This is a genomic window from Herbiconiux daphne, assembly GCF_024979295.1.
Taxonomy (GTDB): domain Bacteria; phylum Actinomycetota; class Actinomycetes; order Actinomycetales; family Microbacteriaceae; genus Herbiconiux; species Herbiconiux daphnes.
Window position 1 is genome coordinate 355,457 of record NZ_JANLCJ010000001.1, and the last position, 19,509, is coordinate 374,965.

Annotated in this window: 16 protein-coding genes; 11 read left to right on the forward strand and 5 right to left on the reverse strand. The window is 67.9% G+C overall.

The window, feature by feature from the left end; genetic code table 11:
• Positions 1–207 precede the first annotated feature (207 nt).
• Positions 208–1,356 (forward strand): MBL fold metallo-hydrolase, encoded by a 1,149-nt coding sequence (locus N1032_RS01900; protein WP_310795907.1) that lies wholly within the window; start codon positions 208–210, stop codon positions 1,354–1,356.
• A gap of 105 nt (positions 1,357–1,461) precedes the next feature.
• The gene (locus tag N1032_RS01905; RefSeq protein WP_259537121.1) at positions 1,462–4,050 is read left to right on the forward strand and encodes an excinuclease ABC subunit UvrA; all 2,589 of its coding nucleotides are present in this window, start codon (positions 1,462–1,464) and stop codon (positions 4,048–4,050) included.
• 22 nt (positions 4,051–4,072) lie between these two features.
• On the opposite strand, the gene N1032_RS01910 is transcribed toward N1032_RS01905, so the two are convergent.
• From N1032_RS01910 to N1032_RS01930, 5 genes are all read right to left on the reverse strand, one after another.
• Positions 4,073–4,783: a TMEM175 family protein gene (locus tag N1032_RS01910; protein ID WP_259537122.1), complete on the reverse strand. Its 711-nt coding sequence runs from the start codon at positions 4,781–4,783 to the stop codon at positions 4,073–4,075.
• Positions 4,784–4,799: 16 nt separating this feature from the next.
• Positions 4,800–5,960, reverse strand: coding sequence for a glutathione-independent formaldehyde dehydrogenase (locus N1032_RS01915; protein ID WP_259537123.1), 1,161 nt, complete (start codon positions 5,958–5,960; stop codon positions 4,800–4,802).
• 182 nt (positions 5,961–6,142) lie between these two features.
• A complete protein-coding gene (locus N1032_RS01920) occupies positions 6,143–6,490 on the reverse strand; it encodes a DUF7882 family protein (protein WP_259537125.1) in 348 nt (115 codons plus the stop codon).
• Positions 6,491–6,562: 72 nt separating this feature from the next.
• Positions 6,563–8,473 (reverse strand): hypothetical protein, encoded by a 1,911-nt coding sequence (locus tag N1032_RS01925; RefSeq protein ID WP_259537126.1) that lies wholly within the window; start codon positions 8,471–8,473, stop codon positions 6,563–6,565.
• Positions 8,474–8,512: 39 nt separating this feature from the next.
• The gene (locus N1032_RS01930) at positions 8,513–10,168 is read right to left on the reverse strand and encodes a PucR family transcriptional regulator (protein WP_259537128.1); all 1,656 of its coding nucleotides are present in this window, start codon (positions 10,166–10,168) and stop codon (positions 8,513–8,515) included.
• Between the two features lie 158 nt (positions 10,169–10,326).
• Here N1032_RS01930 and N1032_RS01935 point away from each other — a divergent pair, with 158 nt between their 5' ends.
• Genes N1032_RS01935 through N1032_RS01975 form a run of 9 tightly spaced genes read left to right on the forward strand, consistent with a single transcriptional unit; the run spans position 10,327 to position 19,440 of the window.
• Positions 10,327–10,791, forward strand: a complete 465-nt coding sequence (locus N1032_RS01935) for an Hsp20/alpha crystallin family protein (protein ID WP_259537130.1) — start codon at positions 10,327–10,329, stop codon at positions 10,789–10,791.
• Positions 10,791–12,665, forward strand: a complete 1,875-nt coding sequence (gene dnaK, locus N1032_RS01940; protein ID WP_259537131.1) for a molecular chaperone DnaK — start codon at positions 10,791–10,793, stop codon at positions 12,663–12,665. Before N1032_RS01935 ends, dnaK begins: the two co-directional genes overlap by 1 nt.
• An 11-nt stretch (positions 12,666–12,676) precedes the next feature.
• On the forward strand, positions 12,677–13,192 hold the full coding sequence (locus N1032_RS01945) for a nucleotide exchange factor GrpE (RefSeq protein ID WP_259537133.1): 516 nt from the start codon (positions 12,677–12,679) through the stop codon (positions 13,190–13,192).
• 4 nt (positions 13,193–13,196) lie between these two features.
• The gene (locus tag N1032_RS01950) at positions 13,197–14,141 is read left to right on the forward strand and encodes a J domain-containing protein (RefSeq protein WP_259537134.1); all 945 of its coding nucleotides are present in this window, start codon (positions 13,197–13,199) and stop codon (positions 14,139–14,141) included.
• A complete protein-coding gene (locus N1032_RS01955) occupies positions 14,138–14,455 on the forward strand; it encodes a chaperone modulator CbpM (protein ID WP_259537136.1) in 318 nt (105 codons plus the stop codon). The genes N1032_RS01950 and N1032_RS01955 overlap by 4 nt, the downstream gene beginning before the upstream one ends.
• The gene (clpB, locus tag N1032_RS01960) at positions 14,446–17,088 is read left to right on the forward strand and encodes an ATP-dependent chaperone ClpB (protein ID WP_259537137.1); all 2,643 of its coding nucleotides are present in this window, start codon (positions 14,446–14,448) and stop codon (positions 17,086–17,088) included. The genes N1032_RS01955 and clpB overlap by 10 nt, the downstream gene beginning before the upstream one ends.
• Positions 17,085–17,534 carry a thioredoxin gene (gene trxA, locus N1032_RS01965; RefSeq protein ID WP_259537138.1) on the forward strand — a complete coding sequence of 150 codons (450 nt, stop codon included), beginning with the start codon at positions 17,085–17,087 and terminating at the stop codon, positions 17,532–17,534. Before clpB ends, trxA begins: the two co-directional genes overlap by 4 nt.
• Entirely contained in the window at positions 17,531–17,794 is a 264-nt protein-coding gene (locus N1032_RS01970; RefSeq protein ID WP_259537139.1) for a UBP-type zinc finger domain-containing protein, read from the forward strand. Before trxA ends, N1032_RS01970 begins: the two co-directional genes overlap by 4 nt.
• Positions 17,791–19,440, forward strand: a complete 1,650-nt coding sequence (locus tag N1032_RS01975) for an FAD-dependent oxidoreductase (RefSeq protein WP_259537140.1) — start codon at positions 17,791–17,793, stop codon at positions 19,438–19,440. The genes N1032_RS01970 and N1032_RS01975 overlap by 4 nt, the downstream gene beginning before the upstream one ends.
• Positions 19,441–19,509 lie beyond the last annotated feature (69 nt).

Below are 19,509 nucleotides of genomic sequence, written 5' to 3' on the forward strand. Positions count from 1 at the left end.
ATGCGGGGCTTTTTCCGCGATGGACGAGTGAAGTTGCAACTCGACGGCCGGTCCATCGGCCGCACGCGAACCGGCCGCCGCAAGACGCCGTGACTCCACCCGCTATCGGCCAGCCTCACCTGTACTGCTGTAGCCCATTAGTGTCGATGTTGTGACTCGAATCCGTCCTTCGTCGTTGATCGGGGCATGACCGTGCCGACGCAAGAGGTGACTTCGGGTCGCTTGACCTTGCTGGTGACCCGGGTGCTGGCGCCGAACCCCGGCCCGATGACCCTGGAAGGCACGAACACGTACGTCATCCGGCATCCGGATTCCCGCGGCGGCGTCGTGGTCGACCCCGGGCCGGATGACGACGACCACATGCGGGCCGTGTCGGGACACGGCGACGTGCACCTGATTCTGCTCACCCACTTCCATCCTGATCACACCGAGGCAGCGGGGCGGCTCTCTGCCCTGACGGGAGCGCCCGTACGGGCGATCGACCCCGACTTCTGCATCGCGGCCGACGCGTTGCAGCCCGATGAGGAGATCATCGCTGCGGGTACTCGCATCCGGATCGTTGGCACTCCTGGCCACACGGCCGATTCGGTGAGCTTTCACCTCGAGGAGGATCGTCGGCTCGAACAGGGACCGCTCGGCGCGTCCGAGGGATCGATGTTGACCGGCGACACCATCCTCGGGCGGGGCACGACGGTGATCGCGCAACCCGACGGATCGATCGGCGAGTACTTCACGTCATTGGAGCGCCTGGCGCAGTTCGGATCGGCGCTGGTGCTCCCGGGTCACGGGCCGATGCTTGACGACCTGTCCGCGGTCGCGGTGCAGCACCACGCGGTTCGAACCGAGATGCTGCGCGCGGTCGAGGGTGTGGTGAGCAGATTCTCCGAGTCGTCGCCGCCGCGCGAGGTCACGGTCGAAGCGGTGAGCGATGCGGTCTATTCGACCCTGCCGCGCCACCTGCGTTTCGCCGCGGAGATGAGTGTCTCGGCGCAACTCGCGCACCTCGGCGTGCCGGTGCGGTCTGGCGTTGCAGCGCTGGACAGCGCGGGCGTGACCGCTTCCGAGCCTCATGCGCTGAGCAACACCGCGCGCGTGGGCGCCCATGCGACACCGGTCAGCGCGACCAGTTCGCTCGGAGCCTGGCTCGATCATCCGGAGGGCGGGCCACTGGTGCGGAATCTGTTCGGTCAGGCCGGCGTCGACGAGGCGGTCGTGGCCCCGCTCGCGAAGCTTCCGCTGCAAACGCTTGTGACCCTGAGTCAGGGCCGGCTTACGCAAGAACTCGTCGACGACCTCGTGCGTCGCGCCAATTCCCTCGGAGACGGATCCGACGGACGACCTCAAAGCGCAGTGTGAAGCGGGGGGCGTCGGGCCGGGCGGTGCACGTCGTGAACTTTCGCCACTCAGGGTGTGGCCGGCGCGCGCGGTGCAGAACCGGCGCCCCGGGCCACACTGGAAGAAATGACCCCACACACCGCTCGCTCCGCCCGAACACCCTTCGATCTCGTGCAGGTGCGGGGCGCCCGCGAGCACAATCTGCAGAACGTCGACGTCGATCTGCCCCGCGACGCCCTCGTGGCCTTCACGGGAGTCTCGGGGTCGGGCAAGAGCTCGCTGGCGTTCGGCACGATCTACGCCGAAGCCCAACGCCGGTATTTCGAGTCGGTTGCCCCGTATGCCCGCCGCCTGATCGACCAGGTCGGCGTGGCCGACGTCGACTCCATCGAGGGGCTGCCGCCGGCAGTGGCTCTGCCACAGCAGCGCACGGGCGGCAGTGCGCGTTCGACCGTCGGCAGCGCCACGACCATCTCCAGCGTGGTGCGCATGCTCTACTCGCGCGTGGGCACGTACCCCGAGGGCGCCCCGATGCTCTACGCGGAGGACTTCTCGCCCAACACCGTGCAGGGCGCCTGCCCCACCTGCCACGGCATCGGCCGTGTCTTCGACGTGCCGCTCGAGCTGATGGTGCCCGACGACTCGCTGACCATCCGTGACGGAGCCCTGGCCGCCTGGCCCACCGCCTGGCACGGCAAGCAACTGCGCGACAGTCTGATCTCACTCGGCTACGACATCGACGTGCCGTGGCGCGACCTCTCCGAAGAGCAGCGCACCTGGGCACTGTTCACCGACGAGTCGCCGCAGGTGCCCATCTTCACCGACCGGTCGCCCGCCGAGGTGCGCAAGGCCGTGGCCGCCGGCCGCTCGCCGCGCTACATGAGCACCTTCCTCGGGGTGCGGCGCTACGTGCTCGACACGTTCGCCAACTCCAAGAGCGCCCGGATGCGCGAGCGCGCCTCGTCGTTCATGAGGAGCGTGCGCTGCCCGACCTGCGGCGGCCGACGGCTCAAACCCGAGGCCCTGGCCGTGACCTTCGAGGGTCGCGCCATCACCGACGTCGCGGCGATGCCGCTCGACGAGGTGGCGGAGCTGATGGCCGTCGCGCTGGAGCCCGACTGGGAGCCGCTCGGGGCGGGACCCCTGGCTCCCGAGAAGCGACTGGCCGCCCAGCGGCTCGTGGGCGAACTGCTCGCCCGGCTGTCTCCGATCACCGACCTCGGCCTCGGCTACCTGTCGCTCGACCGCACCACGATCACGCTCTCCTCGGGCGAACTGCAGCGCATGAGGCTGGCCACGCAGGTGCTCTCGCAGCTGTTCGGCGTGGTGTTCGTGCTCGACGAGCCCTCGGCGGGACTCCATCCGGCCGACACGACCGCGCTGCTCGGCATCCTGCGCCGACTGCGCGACAGCGGCAACACCGTATTCTTCGTCGAGCACTCCCTCGACGTCATCCGCGAGGCGGACTGGATCGTCGACATCGGCCCGGGCCCCGGTGCGGCGGGCGGACGTGTGGTCTACTCGGGCGAGCTCGAGGGCCTTCGCAAGGCCGAGGAGTCGGTCACACGACGGTACCTTTTCGATGACGGTCCCTCCGCCGCGACCGTGCCCCGCGCATCCGCCCCTCGCGTCGCCGACGGCGTTCTGAAACTCAGCGACGTGACGCGCAACAACCTGGCGGGGCTGTCGGTGTCGTTCCCGCTGGGCTGCCTGACGGCGGTCACCGGCGTCTCGGGGTCGGGCAAGTCGACGCTGGTGAACCAGGCCGTGCCGGAGCTGCTTCGGGCCAGTCTCGCCAGCGAGGTCGACGAGCGTGAGAGCGGGTCGAGCGCCGAGACCACGGCAACGGATGCGCCCGCCGACGCACTGCTGCTCACTCCCGCACCCGAGGCCACCGCGGGGCACGCCTCCGGGCCGGCCGATCGGCTGAGGCGGGTCGTGCAGGTGAGTCAGAAGCCGATCGGGCGCACGCCGCGATCGAATGTAGCGACCTACACCGGCCTGTTCGATCGCATCCGGACCCTGTTCGCAGCGACCCCGGAGGCCCGCAAGCGGCGGTATGCCGCGAGCCGATTCTCGTTCAACCTGCCGAGCGGCCGGTGCCCGACGTGCAAGGGCGAGGGCACGATGGAGGTCGAGCTGCTGTTCCTGCCGACGGTGCATGCGCCCTGCAGCACCTGTCACGGCGCCCGGTACAACAGCGAGACGCTCGAGATCCGGTTCGAGGGCTTGTCCATCGCCGAGGTGCTCGGCCTGAGCGTCACGCGCGCCCGCGAGCTGTTCGCCGACGACGCCGAGGCGACGCGGCACCTGGATGCGCTGCTCGATGTCGGGCTGGGCTACGTCGCGCTCGGGCAGCCGGCGACCGAGCTGTCGGGCGGCGAGGCGCAGCGGGTGAAGCTCGCCTCGGAGCTTCGTCGCGTGCAGCGCGGCGACACGCTCTACCTGCTCGACGAGCCGACGTCGGGGCTGCATCCGGCCGACACCGACCGCCTGCTCGAGCATCTGCAACAGCTGGTCGACGGCGGCAACACGGTGATCATGGTCGAGCACGACATGCGGGTGGTGGCCCAGGCCGACTGGGTGATCGACCTCGGCCCGGGCGCGGGCGACGCCGGCGGCCGGGTGATGGCCGAGGGCACGCCGCGCGAGGTCGCGGTCGCCCACCCGAGCGTCACGGCGCCGTTCCTGGCCGCGGCGCTACCGCCCCGCTGATCTCACCACAGCAGGCCTGAGGTCAGCTGCTTCTGGGCGAGGAGGCACGGCGGCGGAAGAAGGACGGCCCTTGGTCGTAGCCGTGGCTGGTGATGCCGTAGAACACTGGCAGGAGGAGGAAGATCACCGAAGCGACCAGCGGATGAATCAAGACGCCCGCCGCTCCCGCCGCGAGGTACAACACGACACCCACGAGCGCACGCGGGCGTTCGTTGGCGAAGTACGAATCGTGCACATGCTCCTTGGTGAGGTCGGGATGGCGGGCCAAGTAGGAGAAGAAGACGAGCCACGCCAGACAGAGCAAGGCCCCGACGAGGGCGTAGAGCGCGACAGCGACGCGTTGGTCGTCCGGGTTGCCGGTTCTGGCGGTGTTGGCGATCACCGCTGTCGGCCACGGCACCAGCGCGAGCGTCGCCAGGATTCCGAGGTTCGCCCACTGGAGGCCGATGTCCATCTCGCGGATTCGGGTGAAAGCGGCCTTGTGATTCAGCCAGATCACGGCGAGATACACGTACGAGGCCGCGTATGCGAGGTACGTCGGCCACTCGTCCAGAAGCCCGGCGAGCAGCCCGCCCGGCTCGGTGTCGGGCGGCCGCAGATCGAGAACGAGAAGGGTGATCACGATCGCAATGACGGCGTCGCTGAAGGCCATCGCGCGGCCAGGGTCCGCACGGCTGAAGTCGTCCGACCCGGCTCGCGTGCGGCCGTCTTCGCGTGGTTCCACCGGATCCACCCTCCTTGACGCTCTACTATTTCTTCGCAGACGCCAGGTCGGGGTGCAGGACGACCTTGGTCCAGCCGGCGTCACGGTTGTCGAAGTGCTCGTAGGCATCCGGCGCGTCCTCGAGCGAGAGCTCGTGGCTGACGATCCAGGATGGCGTCGCCTTGCCGGCGACGATCAGGTCGCGCAGCTGCCGGTTGTAGCGCTTCACGGGGCATTGGCCGCTGCCGAGCTTCTGCCCGCGGAACCAGAACTCACCGAAATCGAAGGCGACCTCGCCATGCTTGGCCAACTCGTCCGCGGCTCCCGGATCCTGAGGGATGTAGACCCCCACGACGCCGATCTCCCCGGTGAAGCGTACGGATTTGACCAACCGGTTCAAGGTCAGACTCGGGTCCTCATTCCCTTGTGGATCGTGAGCCTGGTAGCCGACGCACTCGCACCCGTTGTCAGCGCCCAACCCCATCGTCATGTCGTTGACCGCCTCCACCGGGTCGACCGCGGAGTCGTCGATCGGGATCGCTCCGATCTCCTCGATGAGCTTCAGGCGGTCGGGGTGCCGATCAACCACCATGACCCTGCTCGCGCCCTTGATGATGGCCGAATACGCGGCCATGCAGCCCACGGGTCCGGCACCGTAGATGACGGTCTGGTCGCCCGGTTTGACGTGGGCGAGTTCGGTGGCGTGGTACCCGGTGGGGAAGATGTCGGCGAGCATCACGTAGTCCGCCTGCTTCTCCTCGGCATCCTCGCCGAGCCGGAGGCAATTGAAATCGCCCCACGGCACACGCAGCAGGTCGGCCTGGCCGCCGGCCCAGGGCCCCATGTCGGCGAAGCCATATGCGGCGCCGGCCCACTCCGGCACCGGTTGGGCGGTCAGACAGTAGTTGGTGAGGCCGCGCTCACAGTTCTTGCAATGTCCGCACGCGACGTTGAACGGGATGACGACGTAGTCGCCGACCTTCACCTTGTCGACGCCGTCGCCGACCTCCACGACCTGGCCGAGATTCTCGTGACCGAACCAGCGGCCGGTTTCGAAGTCGGTTCGGCCCTCGTACATGTGCAGGTCTGAACCGCAGATGTTCGTGGTCGTGATGCGCACGAGCACGTCCGTAGGACGCTCGATCCGCGCGTCCGGCACGTCGATGACACTGACACTGCGCGGGCCCTCGTAGACGACTGCTCTCATTTTTTTCTCCTCCTCGAGACGGAGGGCGGATTCTTCCGAGAGGCGCCCTCGGGTGATCGCCGTCATCATAGGCATCGGCTGCGCCGTGCTTGTAGGGGGTTCACAGGAGCGGTCAACAGGAGGAGAATCGACAGCCCGAAGCCCTACGACCTCGGAGTGACCAGCCACCTGGTGCGTGATGCCTATCTCGAGTGAATCGCGCTGAAGTAGTCCTGGTCCGGAGTGCTGTGGGCGATCTTGCCATCCTCATCGGTGACGATCATCCCGGTCGAACTGTCGGCCGAGGCGCTGAGCGTTTCAAGCCAGATGCGGTTGATCGCCGGCACCCGGCCGCCGAGGAACTTGAAGTAGATCGGAATGCTCGGGGTGAGCCAGATCGACGCGCGGCCATCTCCGACGGCGGGGGAGTCTTTCCACGACATGAGAAAACAGTCACCGCGGTGAAACTTCTGGATGATGACGATCTGCACATGAGTGAGCACCCGGTCGTCGAAACCGACCCGCGTGCCGTCGTATGTGAGGTGGCCCATGAGTTCTCCCGGGACGGCTCGGACCGCAAATAAATCCCCCAGCAATGCCGCGGGTGCCCCAGACGCCTACCGTTAGTGTGCTCCTTCCGGGGCGCCGAAGTCCATCGTGCCCGGATCGCTCTCGCGGATCGTGTCCGCGATCGAACGACTCGTGCTGAGGACCTCCGGCGACTCGCGGCCATAGACCTGTCGTTCCGCGTCCACCAGTTCTTCGAGCAGTTCGATCGCGCTCCGGGGGTCGCCCCGTTGTCGTTGAGCGTGAGCGAACGTCCGGAGCAGATCGCGGTCGCGCTGATCGCTGAGGTCGAGTCGTCGGTGGGTATCGTCGCCCAGGCGCGCGATCGCCTCGTTCTCCTGGTGGAGATCGCTGAGAACGCCGACGAGGGCGCGACTCGCGTCGACGAATTCGCGGTCGTCGAGATCGGCCTGGTAAGCCAGCAGGAGACGGCTCGCTTGCGCGGCGCGATCCGCCGGAGCGTCGCCGTCGGCGATGAGGCGCTTTGCTTCGTCGATGAGTGCGGCACGCACCCGGATGCGCTGTGGCGCCTTGGCGAACTCGTTGGCGGCGAGGTTCATCTGAGCCACATCGTGGAACTGCGAGAAGAAGTCGTCGACAGGGCGCACCCAGGCGCGCTCGATCGCGCTCCCGGCCACGTGCCCTCCGAGCCGATCGTCGCCGAGGTGCGCGAACGCGGCATCCAGCATCACCCGATCCCAGGATCGACTGTCGGTGGCATCGGCGGAGACAATCGAGGGAATGGCCAGGGTCGCCAGCGTCAGCCGCTCCCGTTCGGGTTCGCCGAGCCGTTCCCATGCCGTCTTGTAGAGGTCGGCCACTTTGCCCGAGAGTTTTTCGAGGTCGACCGGGTCGATTTCGAGAACGTCTTCGTCGGGGTCGCCGTAGGTCTCGAGCACCAGTTCGAGAGCGAAGGGGTTCCGGTAGGTAGACAACAGGGTGTCGCGTGTATAAGGGCTGACCTGCTCGTAGTGCGAGCTCATGATCGAGGCGAGGTCGGCGGTCTCCAACGCCCGAAGTGACGCTTCTGGCGGGAAAGGCGACGGCAGGGGAGCCGTCTCTTCATCGACGCGAATCAGCCGCTCACCGGCCCCGCTCATCGCGCGCACGAGACCGGGGTTCGCGTCGATGACGCCGGGCCACCCGGTGGTGAGGATCATCACTGGGGCGTCGCGCCGAATCAGGCGCTCGAGGAGCTCGACGAGGAGGTCGTCGGCGTCGTGCACGTCTTCCACGAAGAGCACGACGGGAACCAGAGGAGCGATCTTGGTGAGAAACGACTCCACCTCGTCGACCTCGGAGGGCTGGTACACGATCGCCTCCGCGCTGCGGAGGTTCTTGCTGCGGGCCCGGGCGGCCTTGCTCTGCTCGACGCCTTTCCGAACCAGCCAGCTCATCGCCGAGAATCCCGGCAGCGCTCCGCCGACGAGCTCGGCGGCTTTCGTCAACCCGTAGTCGGCGACCGCGGTCACGCCGTCTTCGAGCACCTTCGCGCGGAGGGCCAGGAACGCGGGATGGGCGAACTTATCGACGAAGCCGGCCCGATACCACCAGGCGTTCTCGAGGTGGTCGACGTGCTTGCGCAGCACCGCGACATCCTGAAGCAGCGACTCGGTGGGGGTGCCGTTCCGCATGCCACAGGAGATTCCCCACCACAGGTAGTCGGGCCGGCTCAACGGCACGTGCTCGAAGTCGGGCGGGTTGACGACTTTGCGACGCTCGGAGACCCTCGAGCGATCGGCCGAGATCGACCGCGGCCAGTAGGCCGGCTCGGTCTGGCGCGTTCGGGCCAGCGCGGAGTAGAACTCGCGGGCGATGCGAGTCTTGCCCCACCCGGTCGGCGCCTCCAGCGAAACCCAGACGGAATGCTGGTCTCTGCGCGTCTGATCGTACGAGTCGAGCAGACCGGCCGCTATTCCTTGCCGGCCCGGGCCGACGAACTCTGCTTCGTGAGAATCGGATGCCACGTCACACTCTCTTCCTCTGCGCCTTCGAACGGGCGCGGCTCAGCGCAGGCCGTCACGCAGGGCCGCCCGGGCGCGCACGGCGATGTGGAGGTTGAGCCGGGAGTCCGGGTCGGCGAGGTCACGGCCGGTCAGGTCACGGATGCGCCCGAGCCGGTATCGCAGGGTGCTGCGGTGAATGATCAGCGCGCCTGCCGTGCGGTCGTAGTTGCCGCCGCAATCCAGATACACGCTGAGCGTGTGGACGAGCTCGGAATGATGATCCCGGTCGTGCTCGACCAGTGTGCCGAGCCACTCGTCGAGGTACCGGTTGAGCTCGAGCCCGTCATTCGAGGTGTCGAGGATGCGGAGCAGGCCGAGGTCGTCGTGGTTGGAAAGACCGTAGGGGCGGGACGACTCGACTCGGATCTTCAATGCTCTGCCGGCCTCGGCGAAGGAGCGCGGCAGATCGTCGGCGATGCAACATCCGCCCACACCGATCGTGCCCCGTTCGCTGAACAGCGCCGACGACAACCTCTCGTAGAGGCTTGAGAGGTCGGTGCGGTCGGCCACGATCGCGAGCACGGTGTCTGCTCGACGGGAGATGAGGGCGGGCACTCGCATCGCCGCCAGTTCGTGGCCGAGCGCCGTGCCGAGATCGAAGCCGTTGGGTGAGGGGTGCTGCCAGGACACGAGCACGGCGCGTTGCGGGCCACTGAGGTCGAAATGGAGCATCTCAGCACGGGCACCGGCGTCGATGACATCGGCGCCGGCGACGAGGTCGTCGGCGAGGTCACGACCCAACCGGATCTCGACCTCCGCGACGCCTCGGTGGTGCACGAGCTCGACGGCGATCATCGCACTGGCGTGCTCGACCGCGAATCGATCGTCATCGGAGCGGTCGTCATCCGGATCCAAGATGCCGATCACGCCGACGGTCTCCTCGCCCGCGCGGATCTCGGTCGAACGCCATCCGGGCGTCAGAACGCCGGCAGGCGCCCGCAGGTTGGACGGCGCAGGCGAGCCGTCGACTCCGACGAAGGCGCGCTCGTTACCGAACGAATCCTGGAGTGCAACTGATCGGCGCGTGACGGCGCTCAATGCGGCGACGATCTGCGCCTCGCCGTTGCCCGTGCCCGCAGCAGCGACGAAGGAGTCGAGAATCAGCTGGTGGGTGTTGAGTCGCACGACCGTCGCCGCCAACGTGCGGTTCACGCCCTCCCTCGCCTCGCCGAGCTGCCGCAGCTCATCGACACGGTGACGCTCGCGGTCGATGAGCTCGGACGTGGCCAGCGCCGCGCCGGTCGGTTCGGCCAAGGCGCAGAGCAGGAACAGCGCCTGGGGCGACGGCTCGACCGTGGTCTGCAGCACCAAGGCGCCTTTGACCTTGCTGGTTCCCCGCAAGAACAGAGCGTATCGCCAGCCTCGGCCGGTCTTGAGTGCCCCGCTCGACCCGGCGCACGACTCCACGAGGAGGTCAAGGCGCCGGTTCGCCCTGCCCGAGTAACGGGCGAGCCGATCGCCCTCGGCGACGTACGCGGCTACAACGGTGCATCCGGCGATCGTCTTGGCCGCCGCGGATGTGAGACGCAGGGTGCGGCGGGTGGTGGGCCGCTCGAACATCGTCGAACCCACCCTGAAGAGGTCGTACAGGTCTGACCGTGCCTTGGCATCGAGGTCGGCTTGCGCGACTGGTTCCAGGTCGCTCAGTGCGCACATGATGGTGAACTCCGCACCCCAAGGCTAGCCGCTTTCGAGTGGGCCCGACAGGGCGATGCCCGGCACTTCTTTGGCTTCGACGGGTCGAAGAGACGCCGCCGCCCTCGCGGCACACTCGGCTTCAGCGGGATCGTTCCCGCCGGAGCCAGGAGGATGTCATGACGCTGATGGGATTCGACCGGATGAGCGATGTCGACCGGGCGGTCGAACAAGCGCTGGGCGCCAATCGGCGCACGCGCGCCGTGCCGCTCGAGGGCTATCGGCGCGGCGAACACTATTTCGTGGTCGCGGATGTGCCGGGAACCGACCCCGCCGATGTGGATGTGCGCGTCGAACGCAATGTGGTCACCATCACCGTGCACCGCCGGCCCACCTTCGGACCCGACGACGTGCTGCTCATCGACGAGCGTCCGCGCGGTGAGTTCGTGCGCCAGCTCTTCTTGGGCGACAGCCTCGACAGCTCGAAGCTCTCGGCAGACTTCCGGAACGGCGTGCTCACGCTGCACGTTCCGGTCGACGAGTCGAGCAAGCCGAGGCGCGTCGACATCACTTCGGCGCCGAGCGACCGCGAAGGTCATGCGGTCGCCGTCGGTACTGATGCGGAAGTGAAAGGGGATCTCTGATGGCCAAAGCAGTCGGCATCGACCTCGGCACCACGAACTCGGTGATCGCCGTCTGGGAAGGGGGAGAGGCGAAGGTCATCCCCAACGCAGAAGGAGCTCGCACGACCCCGTCGGTGGTCGCGTTCACCGACACGGGTGAGCGACTCGTCGGTCAGCTCGCCCGACGGCAGGCGATCCTCAACCCGAAGGGCACGATCTCGTCGGCCAAACGCTTCATCGGACGAAAATTCGACGAGATCGACGAAGAGGCCAAAGCGGTCGGCTTCGACATCGTGCCCGGGCCGAACGGCGAGGCGCGCTTCACGATCCGCGACAAGCTCTACTCGCCGGAGGAGATCAGCGCTCTCGTGCTGCGCAAACTTGTCGACGCCGCCGCCAAGTTCCTCGGCGAGAAGGTGACCGAGGCGGTCATCACAGTCCCCGCCTACTTCAACGACGCTCAGCGCACGGCGACCAAGGATGCCGGCCGCATCGCGGGTCTCGAGGTGCTCCGCATCATCAACGAGCCCACTGCGGCCGCCCTCGCCTACGGCTTGGACAAGAAGGAACACGAGACGGTGCTCGTGTTCGACCTCGGCGGCGGCACTTTCGACGTCAGCCTGCTCGATGTCGGCGACGGCGTGGTGGAGGTGCGCTCGACCGCGGGCGACACCCACCTCGGCGGAGACGACTTCGACCGTCGCGTGGTCGACTATCTCGCCGACGAGTTCCAGAAAGCGGAGAGCATCGATCTTCGCAACGACCCGCAAGCGCTCCAGCGGCTGTTCGAGGCGGCCGAGAAAGCCAAGGTCGAACTCAGCACCGTGAGCCAGACCCAGGTCAGTCTGCCATTCATCACGGCGGATGCCGCCGGCCCGAAGCATCTCACGACGACACTGAAGCGCGCCACCTTCGAGAACATCACCGCCGACCTCGTCGAGCGGTGCCTCGGCCCGGTTCGCCAGGCGATGCAAGATGCGAAGGTCACGGACAACGACATCGACGAGGTCATCCTGGTCGGCGGCTCGACGAGGATCCCGGCGGTGCAGAACCTCGTCAAGCGACTCACCGGTGGCAAAGACCCCAACATGACCGTGAATCCCGACGAGGTCGTCGCCGTCGGGGCGGCCATCCAGGCGGGCGTCTTGAAGGGCGAGGTCAGCGACGTTCTCCTGCTCGACGTGACCCCGCTGTCGCTCGGTGTCGAGACGCGCGGCGGCGTGATGACGAAGATCATCGAGCGCAACACCACCATTCCGGCGCGCCGGAGCGAAGTGTTCTCCACCGCCCAAGACAGCCAGGACTCCGTCGAGATCGTGGTGCTGCAAGGAGAGCGGGAACGAGCCGCCGACAACCGCGTGCTCGGCCGCTTCACCCTGACGGGCATCCGGCCTGCGCCGCGCGGCGAACCACAAGTGGAGGTCACCTTCGACATCGACGCGAACGGCATCCTGAACGTGAAGGCGCGTGACAAGGACACCGGCGCCGAGCAGGGCATCACGATCAGCGGCACCACGAATCTCGATCAGGCCGAGATCGAGCGCATGGTGCAGGAGGCGGAGCAGCACCGCACCGAAGACCAGCGGCTGCGTGAAGACATCGACGCCCGCAACGAGCTCGACGCGGCCGCCTACCGGGTCGAGCGCACGCTCGCCGATCACGGCGATTCCGTGCCGCAGCACGAGCGCTCCCGCGCCGAGATGCTCATCGGGCAGGCGCGCGAGGCCGTGGCGCGCGAGGTCTCGGCCTCCGAGGCCCGAGAGCTGACCAGCGAACTGCAGCAGATGGATGCCGCCCTGTCCGTCGCCCGGCCATCCGACGGTCCATCGTCTGACGACCAGGCCGATGACGGCGACTCCGACGACGTGGTCGACGCCGAGTTCGATCGAGACTGAGAGAGCGTGACATGCACGACTCGGATGGCTCCGACACCGACACCGACTCTCACGGGGGTGTCACGGCGAGCCGGCCCGTTCCGCCCGATGATCAGGATCTGCGTCTGGCCGACCTCGAGGATCGTTGGCACCGCGCGGTCGCCGACCTCGACAACATGAGGAAGCGGGCGGCCCGAGAGATCGAATTCGTGCGCGATGCCGAGCGTGCGCGCGCGGCATCCGTCTTCCTCCCCGTGGTCGACGGGCTCCAGGATGCGGTCACCTACGCCCGAGGGCAGCGCGCCGGCCTGGCCGAAGGAATGGAATCGATCCGGGAACAAGCGATCGCCGCCCTCGAACGCCTCGGCTACCCTCGGATCGACGAGGTCGGGGTGCCCTTCGATCCACGCATCCACGAGGTGGTGTCGGTGGTCGAACGGGGCGATCGGCCGCCGCGAACGGTCGTGGCCGTCGCCCGACTCGGATTCGGCACCCCGGAGCGCTTGTTGCGCGCCGCGGGCGTCATCGTCACTTCAGCCGAGGAGTGACGTCATGGCGGCCGACGACTATTACCGACTGCTGGGTGTCTCGCGATCGGCCGATGCCAAGGAGATCCAGCGCGCCTACCGGAAACTGGCCCGCAAATATCACCCCGACGTCAACAAGGATGCCGGGGCCGAAGACCGGTTCAAGCAGATCAGCGAGGCCTACCACGTGCTGGCCGATCCGGATTCGCGCGCCCAGTACGACCGGTTCGGGCCGGAGTTCCGTCAGTACGCGGGAGCCGAGCGCGAGTACGCGTCACAGACGCGGGCCGGCGCGGCGGGCGGCGGCGGCGGCACCCGAGCGCGCCCGGGACCCTCGGGATTCACCTGGTCGAGCGCACAGGGCAGCACGGGGCCGGGCGGCGCATCCGTCGACTGGGGCGACCTCTTCGGCGACGTCTTCGGCTCGATGCGGGGGATCGACCACGAGGCCACCCTCGAGCTGACCGTCGAGGAGGCCTTCCGCGGGGGTGACCGCACGGTCGTCGTCTCCGGCCCGGACGGCGATCGGCAGACGTTCGACATCCAGATCCCGCCGGGAGTTCTCGACGGCCAACGGATGCGGGTGGCCGGCGGCGGAGGCACGGGCAGACAGGACGGCGGGGCCGGAGACCTCATCGTGACCTTCCGGGTGCGGCCCGGTCACCGGATGCGCCTGGACGGGAAGAACATCGAGATGGACCTGCTGATCTCCCCCTGGGAAGCCGCGCTCGGGTCGAGCGTCTCGACCAGAGCGCCCGGGGGCCCGATCACCGTGCGGGTTCCGCCCGGCTCCTCCAGCGGACGCCGCCTGCGGCTGAAAGGTCAGGGCATGCCGCAATCCGGAGGAAAACCGGGCGATCTGTTCGCGAAGGTCAAGATCATGGTCCCGCCGCACCTCACCGACCGCGAACGCGAGCTCTTCGAACAACTCCGGCGCGACTCCGCCTACGATCCGAGGGCCGCATCATGAGCTCTCCGCTGCTTCCGGCGCTTCCACCCCGCCTCGACGTCGGGATGGTCGCCGCCGCTTCCGGCACACACCCCGAGCTGGTGGAGCGCTTCGTCGAGCTCGGCCTCGTTCCCGCTCGGCGGGACAGCGCGGGCCGGTTGTGGTTCGAGCCGTCCGCGCCCGAACTGGTGCGGCGGATCGTGCGCCTGCACGCCGATCTGTCGCTCAACTACACCGCCGTCGCCCTCGTCATCGATCTGCTCGCCCGCATCGACGTGCTCGAAAGCCGGCGATGGGTGCTTCGTTCCGGAAAGGGGACTCCACCATGGAGATGAACAAACTGACCCAGAAATCCCAGGAAGCCCTTCAGGAAGCACAGAGCATTGCGAGCCGGAACGGGCAGACGGAGACCGAGAACGAGCACCTCCTGCTGGCGCTGCTTACCCAGGAAGGCGGGCTGATTCCGCGACTGCTTGAAGCGTCTGGGGTCGACCTGGCCGTTCTGCTGGCTGACGTGCAGCGCGCGATCGAACGGAAGCCCAGGGCCACGGGGCCCGGCGCGACGCCCGGCCAGGTCTTCCTCTCGAAGGCCCTGGCGGCGACCCTCGATCGTGCGGAGCGGGAGGCGACGCGACTGAAAGACTCGTATGTCTCCGTGGAGCACCTGCTGCTCGCTCTCGCCGACGACCCCGGGAGTGCGGCGGCGCGCCTCCTGCAGAGTGGCGGTGTCACGCGGGAGAGCTTCCTCACGGCCCTCACCGCCGTTCGGGGCAATCAGCACGTCAATTCCGCGACCCCCGAGCAGACCTACGAGGCCCTGGAGAAGTACGGCCGCGACCTGGTGGCCGATGCCCGTGCGGGTCGCCTCGACCCGGTGATCGGCCGCGACACGGAGATCCGTCGCGTCATCCAGATCCTGTCGCGCAAAACCAAGAACAATCCTGTGCTGATCGGTGAACCGGGTGTCGGCAAGACCGCCATCGTCGAGGGGCTGGCGCAGCGGATCGTGCGCACCGACGTTCCGGAAGGGCTGCGCGACAAGACGATCTTCCAGCTCGATCTCGCAGCTCTGGTCGCGGGCGCGAAATACCGCGGAGAGTTCGAGGAGCGCATGAAGGCGGTGCTGGCGGAGGTCATCTCGTCCGATGGCCGCATCCTCCTGTTCATCGACGAGTTGCATACCCTCGTCGGCGCCGGAGCGACCGAAGGAGCGATGGATGCCGGCAACATGCTGAAGCCCATGCTCGCGCGTGGCGAACTGCACCTCATCGGCGCGACGACGCTCGACGAGTATCGGCAGCACATCGAGAAGGATGCCGCGCTCGAGCGCCGGTTCCAGACCGTGCTGGTGGAGGAGCCCGGTGTCGAAGACGCCATCTCGATCCTCCGCGGACTGCGCGAGCGCCTCGAGGTCTTTCACGGGGTGCGCATCCAGGACAACGCGCTCGTCGCGGCCGCCACGCTCTCGCACCGGTACATCACCGATCGATTCCTGCCCGACAAGGCAATCGACCTCGTCGACGAAGCGTGCGCACGGCTGCGCACCGAGATCGACTCGATGCCCGCGGAGCTCGACGAACTCACCCGGCGGGTGACCCGCCTCGAGATCGAAGAGGCGGCCCTGGCGAAAGAGAAGGACAAGCCGAGCCGCCTCCGCCTCGACGAGCTGCGCCGGGAACTGGCCGACCTGAGGGCGGACGCCGACGCGAAACGGGCACAGTGGGAGGCCGAGCGACAGGCGATCCGCAAGGTGCAGGAATTGCGCAGCGAGCTCGAGCGCGTGCGGCGGGAGGCGGAGGACGCCGAACGCCGTTACGACCTCGACCGTGCTGCCGAACTCCGCTACGGCACGCTCGCCGACCTCGAACGTCAGCTCGCCGCCGAGGAGGAGCGACTCCGGTCGAAACAGGGCCCCCAGCGGATGCTGCGAGAGGTCGTGACCGAGGAGGAGATCGCCGAGATCGTGGCCGCCTGGACGGGCATCCCGGTCGCGCGCCTGCAGGAGGGGGAACGCGAGAAGGTGCTGAAGCTCGACGAGGTGCTGGAGGAGCGGGTGGTCGGGCAGCCCGAAGCCGTGCGTCTGGTCGCCGACGCGATCATCCGTGCCCGGTCGGGCATCCGCGACCCCCGGCGGCCCATCGGGTCGTTCATCTTCCTGGGGCCGACGGGTGTCGGCAAGACGGAACTCGCGAAAGCCCTGGCCAGCGCCCTGTTCGACAGCGAGTCGGCGATGATCCGTCTCGACATGAGCGAATACCAGGAGCGGCACACCGTCAGCCGGCTGGTCGGGGCCCCTCCCGGGTACGTCGGCTACGACGAGGGCGGCCAGCTCACCGAGGCGGTGCGGCGGCGACCGTACTGCGTCGTGCTCTTCGACGAGATCGAGAAGGCGCATCCGGATGTCTTCAACACCCTGCTGCAGGTGCTCGACGACGGCCGCATCACCGACAGCCAGGGCCGCACGGTGGACTTCCGGAACACGGTCGTGATCATGACCTCCAACATCGGAGCGGAGCACCTGCTGACCGGCGCTCGCGACAGCAGCGGCGGCATCACGGATGACGTGCGCGATCTCGTGCTGGCGGAGCTGCGCGGCCGATTCCGCCCCGAGTTCCTCAACCGCGTCGACGACACCATCGTCTTCGCGCCGCTCGGGCTGGAACAGATCGAATCGATCGTCGAGCTGCTGATGGGCGACCTCCGGCGCCGCCTGGCCGAACGCCAGATCACCCTCGAGCTGACTCCGGAAGCTCGGCGCCTGATCGCCGAGCGCGGTTACGACCCGCTCTACGGCGCGCGGCCCCTGCGGCGGTACATCTCGCACGACATCGAGACGCGGCTGGGGCGGGCGCTACTGTCCGGAGCGGTGAGCGAGGGCTCGGTCGCGCGCATCGACGTGCGCGACGACGACCTCGTCATCGACCTGGAGCAGACGCCCGCCGACACCGATCGGGACGTCGTGACATGAAACCCGCGAGCACGATCATCCGCTGCCCGCATTGCGGTCACAAGAACCGCGTGCTGGCGGCCGGCACGGGCCGCCCACGCTGCGGCAATTGCCACGAGGCACTCCCCTGGATCGTCGACGCCCTCGACGACACATTCGCCGAGGTGGCCGAGAAGGCCGATCCACCGGTGATCGTCGACATGTGGGCGAGCTGGTGCGGCCCGTGCCGCATGGTCAGCCCGGTGCTGGAACAATTGGCCACCGAGCGGGCGGGCGAGGTGAAACTCGTCAAAGTGGATGTCGATCGCGCTCCCGGGTTGTCGTCGCGCTTCGGCATTCAGGCCGTGCCGACACTGCTCGTGTTGCACGGAGGCGAGCTCATCGCCCGGCAGGCCGGCGCCGCCCCGGTCGCGGTGCTGCGCCGCTGGTTCGACGACGCGATGAAGAAGGAGGGCAGCGGCTCATGACCGCCCGCGCCGATCCACACCTCGCGTTTGTGCGCCCAGTGTCTCCCCGCACTCCCGGTGCCTGCGAAGACTGCCTGGCACTCGGCACGCCGTGGGTGCATCTTCGGTTGTGTCTGACCTGCGGCAAAGTCGGATGCTGCGACTCGTCGCCCATGAGACACGCGCGAGCCCACGCGCAGCACGACGGGCATCCCATCGTGCGCTCCCTCGAGCCCGGCGAGACCTGGCGCTGGTGCTACATCGATGAGGAATTCGCATGACGAGCGCCGGGCCGGAGCGCCTGGTCGCGGAGACACCGGACACCATCGGGGCGTATCCGCGGCTCACGCCGGCGCAGCTGGAGACGCTGAGCCGGGTCGGCACGACCGTGCCCGTCTCGGGGGATGAGGTGCTCGTGCGGGCGGGCGAGTCTCCCGTCTCGTTCTTCGTGGTGCTTGAGGGGCGATTGGCGGTCTACGAAGGCGAGCACGTCGAGATCCACGGTCCCGGCCGCTTCGTCGGCGACATCGGACTGCTGGAAGGGCAGCCGACGTTCACTACTATCGCCGCCGTGGAGAGGGGGATGGCGCTCGAGGTGCCGATCGAGGAACTGGAAGCAATCGTGACCGGAGACCCGTTGCTCGGCGACGTCATCCTGCGGGCCTATCTGATTCGCCGGTCGATGGCGATCGGATTCGGGGCCGGGCTGCGCGTCATCGGATCGCCTTTCTCGCCCGAAACCCGTCAGCTGCTCGATTTCGCCGCTCGAAACCGGATACCGCATCGGCTCCTCGACGTGGAACGCGACCCGGGCGCCGAGTCCATCCTGCGCCGCATGGGCCTGGGTGTCTCAGACGTGCCGGTTGTGATCGTGGCCGGGTCCCGCATCCTTCGAAACCCGTCCGTCGTCGAGGTCGCGCGCGCTCTGGGCATGCGGAGCACCCGGCCTCCGACGACCAGCGACGTGCTCGTCGTCGGTGCTGGTCCGGCGGGCCTCGCTGCCACGGTCTACGCCGCCTCCGATGGGCTCTCCGTGGTTCTCGCCGACGCCGTCGCGACGGGCGGCCAGGCGGCGCTGTCGGCGCGGATCGAGAACTACCTCGGCTTCCCCTCTGGCATCTCAGGGGCAGAACTCGCCGAGCGCGCCACCCTTCAGGTCTCGAAGTTCGGCGCCACACTTTTCGCCCCGTCGACCGCTCAGAGCCTGGCCGCCGCCGCCGAGGGCTCGCTGGTGGTGGGCTTCTCCGACGGAACGAGCGCTTCTCCACGCACGGTGGTTATCGCCTGCGGGATGACGTACAACCGCCTCGACGTCGCCAACCTCGATCGCTTCGAATACACCAGCGTCTATCACGCCGCCACGATCAACGAGGCGCGCGAGTGCGGCGGGGAACCGGTCGTCGTGGTCGGTGGCGGAAACTCGGCCGGGCAGGCTGCCGTCTTCCTGGGCGGCACCGCATCGCACGTGCACCTGGTCGTGCGCGGGGCTGACCTGAGCGCGAGCATGTCGCGCTACCTCACCGTGCAGGTGGAGAATCACTCCCGCATCAGTGTGCATCTGCAGACGGTGCTGGTCGATGCGAACGGCGACGGCCACCTCGAGTCGGTCATCGTCGAGCACATGCCGTCGGGCGAGCGAAGAGAGATCGCCACGAGCCACCTCTTCGTGTTCGTCGGAGCGACCCCTTCGACATCGTGGCTGGGGCCGGACTTCGAGCGAGACGACCGCGGCTACCTCATCACAGGAGGCCGCACGACGCCTGCGGGCTCGACTCGGCGCTCTCTCGAGACGTCGATGCCAGGTGTCTTCGCCGTCGGCGACGCACGGAGCGGGTCGGTGAAGCGGATATCGGCAGCGATCGGCGAGGGCGCGAGCGTCGTCAGGATGGTGCACGATCATCTCGCGACCGGCGGCAGCCGGGGCTGAGCGACCGTGCTCGATCGTCTCCGCAACGAAATTCGTCAGAAGGGCAAGGGATCCTCACGGCCTTCGGTG

Bases quoted from the DNA above. Each gene is read 5' to 3' on its own strand.
- N1032_RS01905 (WP_259537121.1), top strand. From the start codon at position 1,462: ATGACCCCACACACCGCTCGCTCCGCCCGAACACCCTTCGATCTCGTG.
- N1032_RS01915 (WP_259537123.1), bottom strand. From the start codon at position 5,960: ATGAGAGCAGTCGTCTACGAGGGCCCGCGCAGTGTCAGTGTCATCGAC.
- N1032_RS01920 (WP_259537125.1), bottom strand. From the start codon at position 6,490: ATGGGCCACCTCACATACGACGGCACGCGGGTCGGTTTCGACGACCGG.
- N1032_RS01930 (WP_259537128.1), bottom strand. From the start codon at position 10,168: ATGTGCGCACTGAGCGACCTGGAACCAGTCGCGCAAGCCGACCTCGAT.
- N1032_RS01935 (WP_259537130.1), top strand. From the start codon at position 10,327: ATGACGCTGATGGGATTCGACCGGATGAGCGATGTCGACCGGGCGGTC.
- dnaK (WP_259537131.1), top strand. From the start codon at position 10,791: ATGGCCAAAGCAGTCGGCATCGACCTCGGCACCACGAACTCGGTGATC.
- N1032_RS01945 (WP_259537133.1), top strand. From the start codon at position 12,677: ATGCACGACTCGGATGGCTCCGACACCGACACCGACTCTCACGGGGGT.
- N1032_RS01950 (WP_259537134.1), top strand. From the start codon at position 13,197: ATGGCGGCCGACGACTATTACCGACTGCTGGGTGTCTCGCGATCGGCC.
- N1032_RS01955 (WP_259537136.1), top strand. From the start codon at position 14,138: ATGAGCTCTCCGCTGCTTCCGGCGCTTCCACCCCGCCTCGACGTCGGG.
- clpB (WP_259537137.1), top strand. From the start codon at position 14,446: ATGGAGATGAACAAACTGACCCAGAAATCCCAGGAAGCCCTTCAGGAA.
- trxA (WP_259537138.1), top strand. From the start codon at position 17,085: ATGAAACCCGCGAGCACGATCATCCGCTGCCCGCATTGCGGTCACAAG.
- N1032_RS01970 (WP_259537139.1), top strand. From the start codon at position 17,531: ATGACCGCCCGCGCCGATCCACACCTCGCGTTTGTGCGCCCAGTGTCT.
- N1032_RS01975 (WP_259537140.1), top strand. From the start codon at position 17,791: ATGACGAGCGCCGGGCCGGAGCGCCTGGTCGCGGAGACACCGGACACC.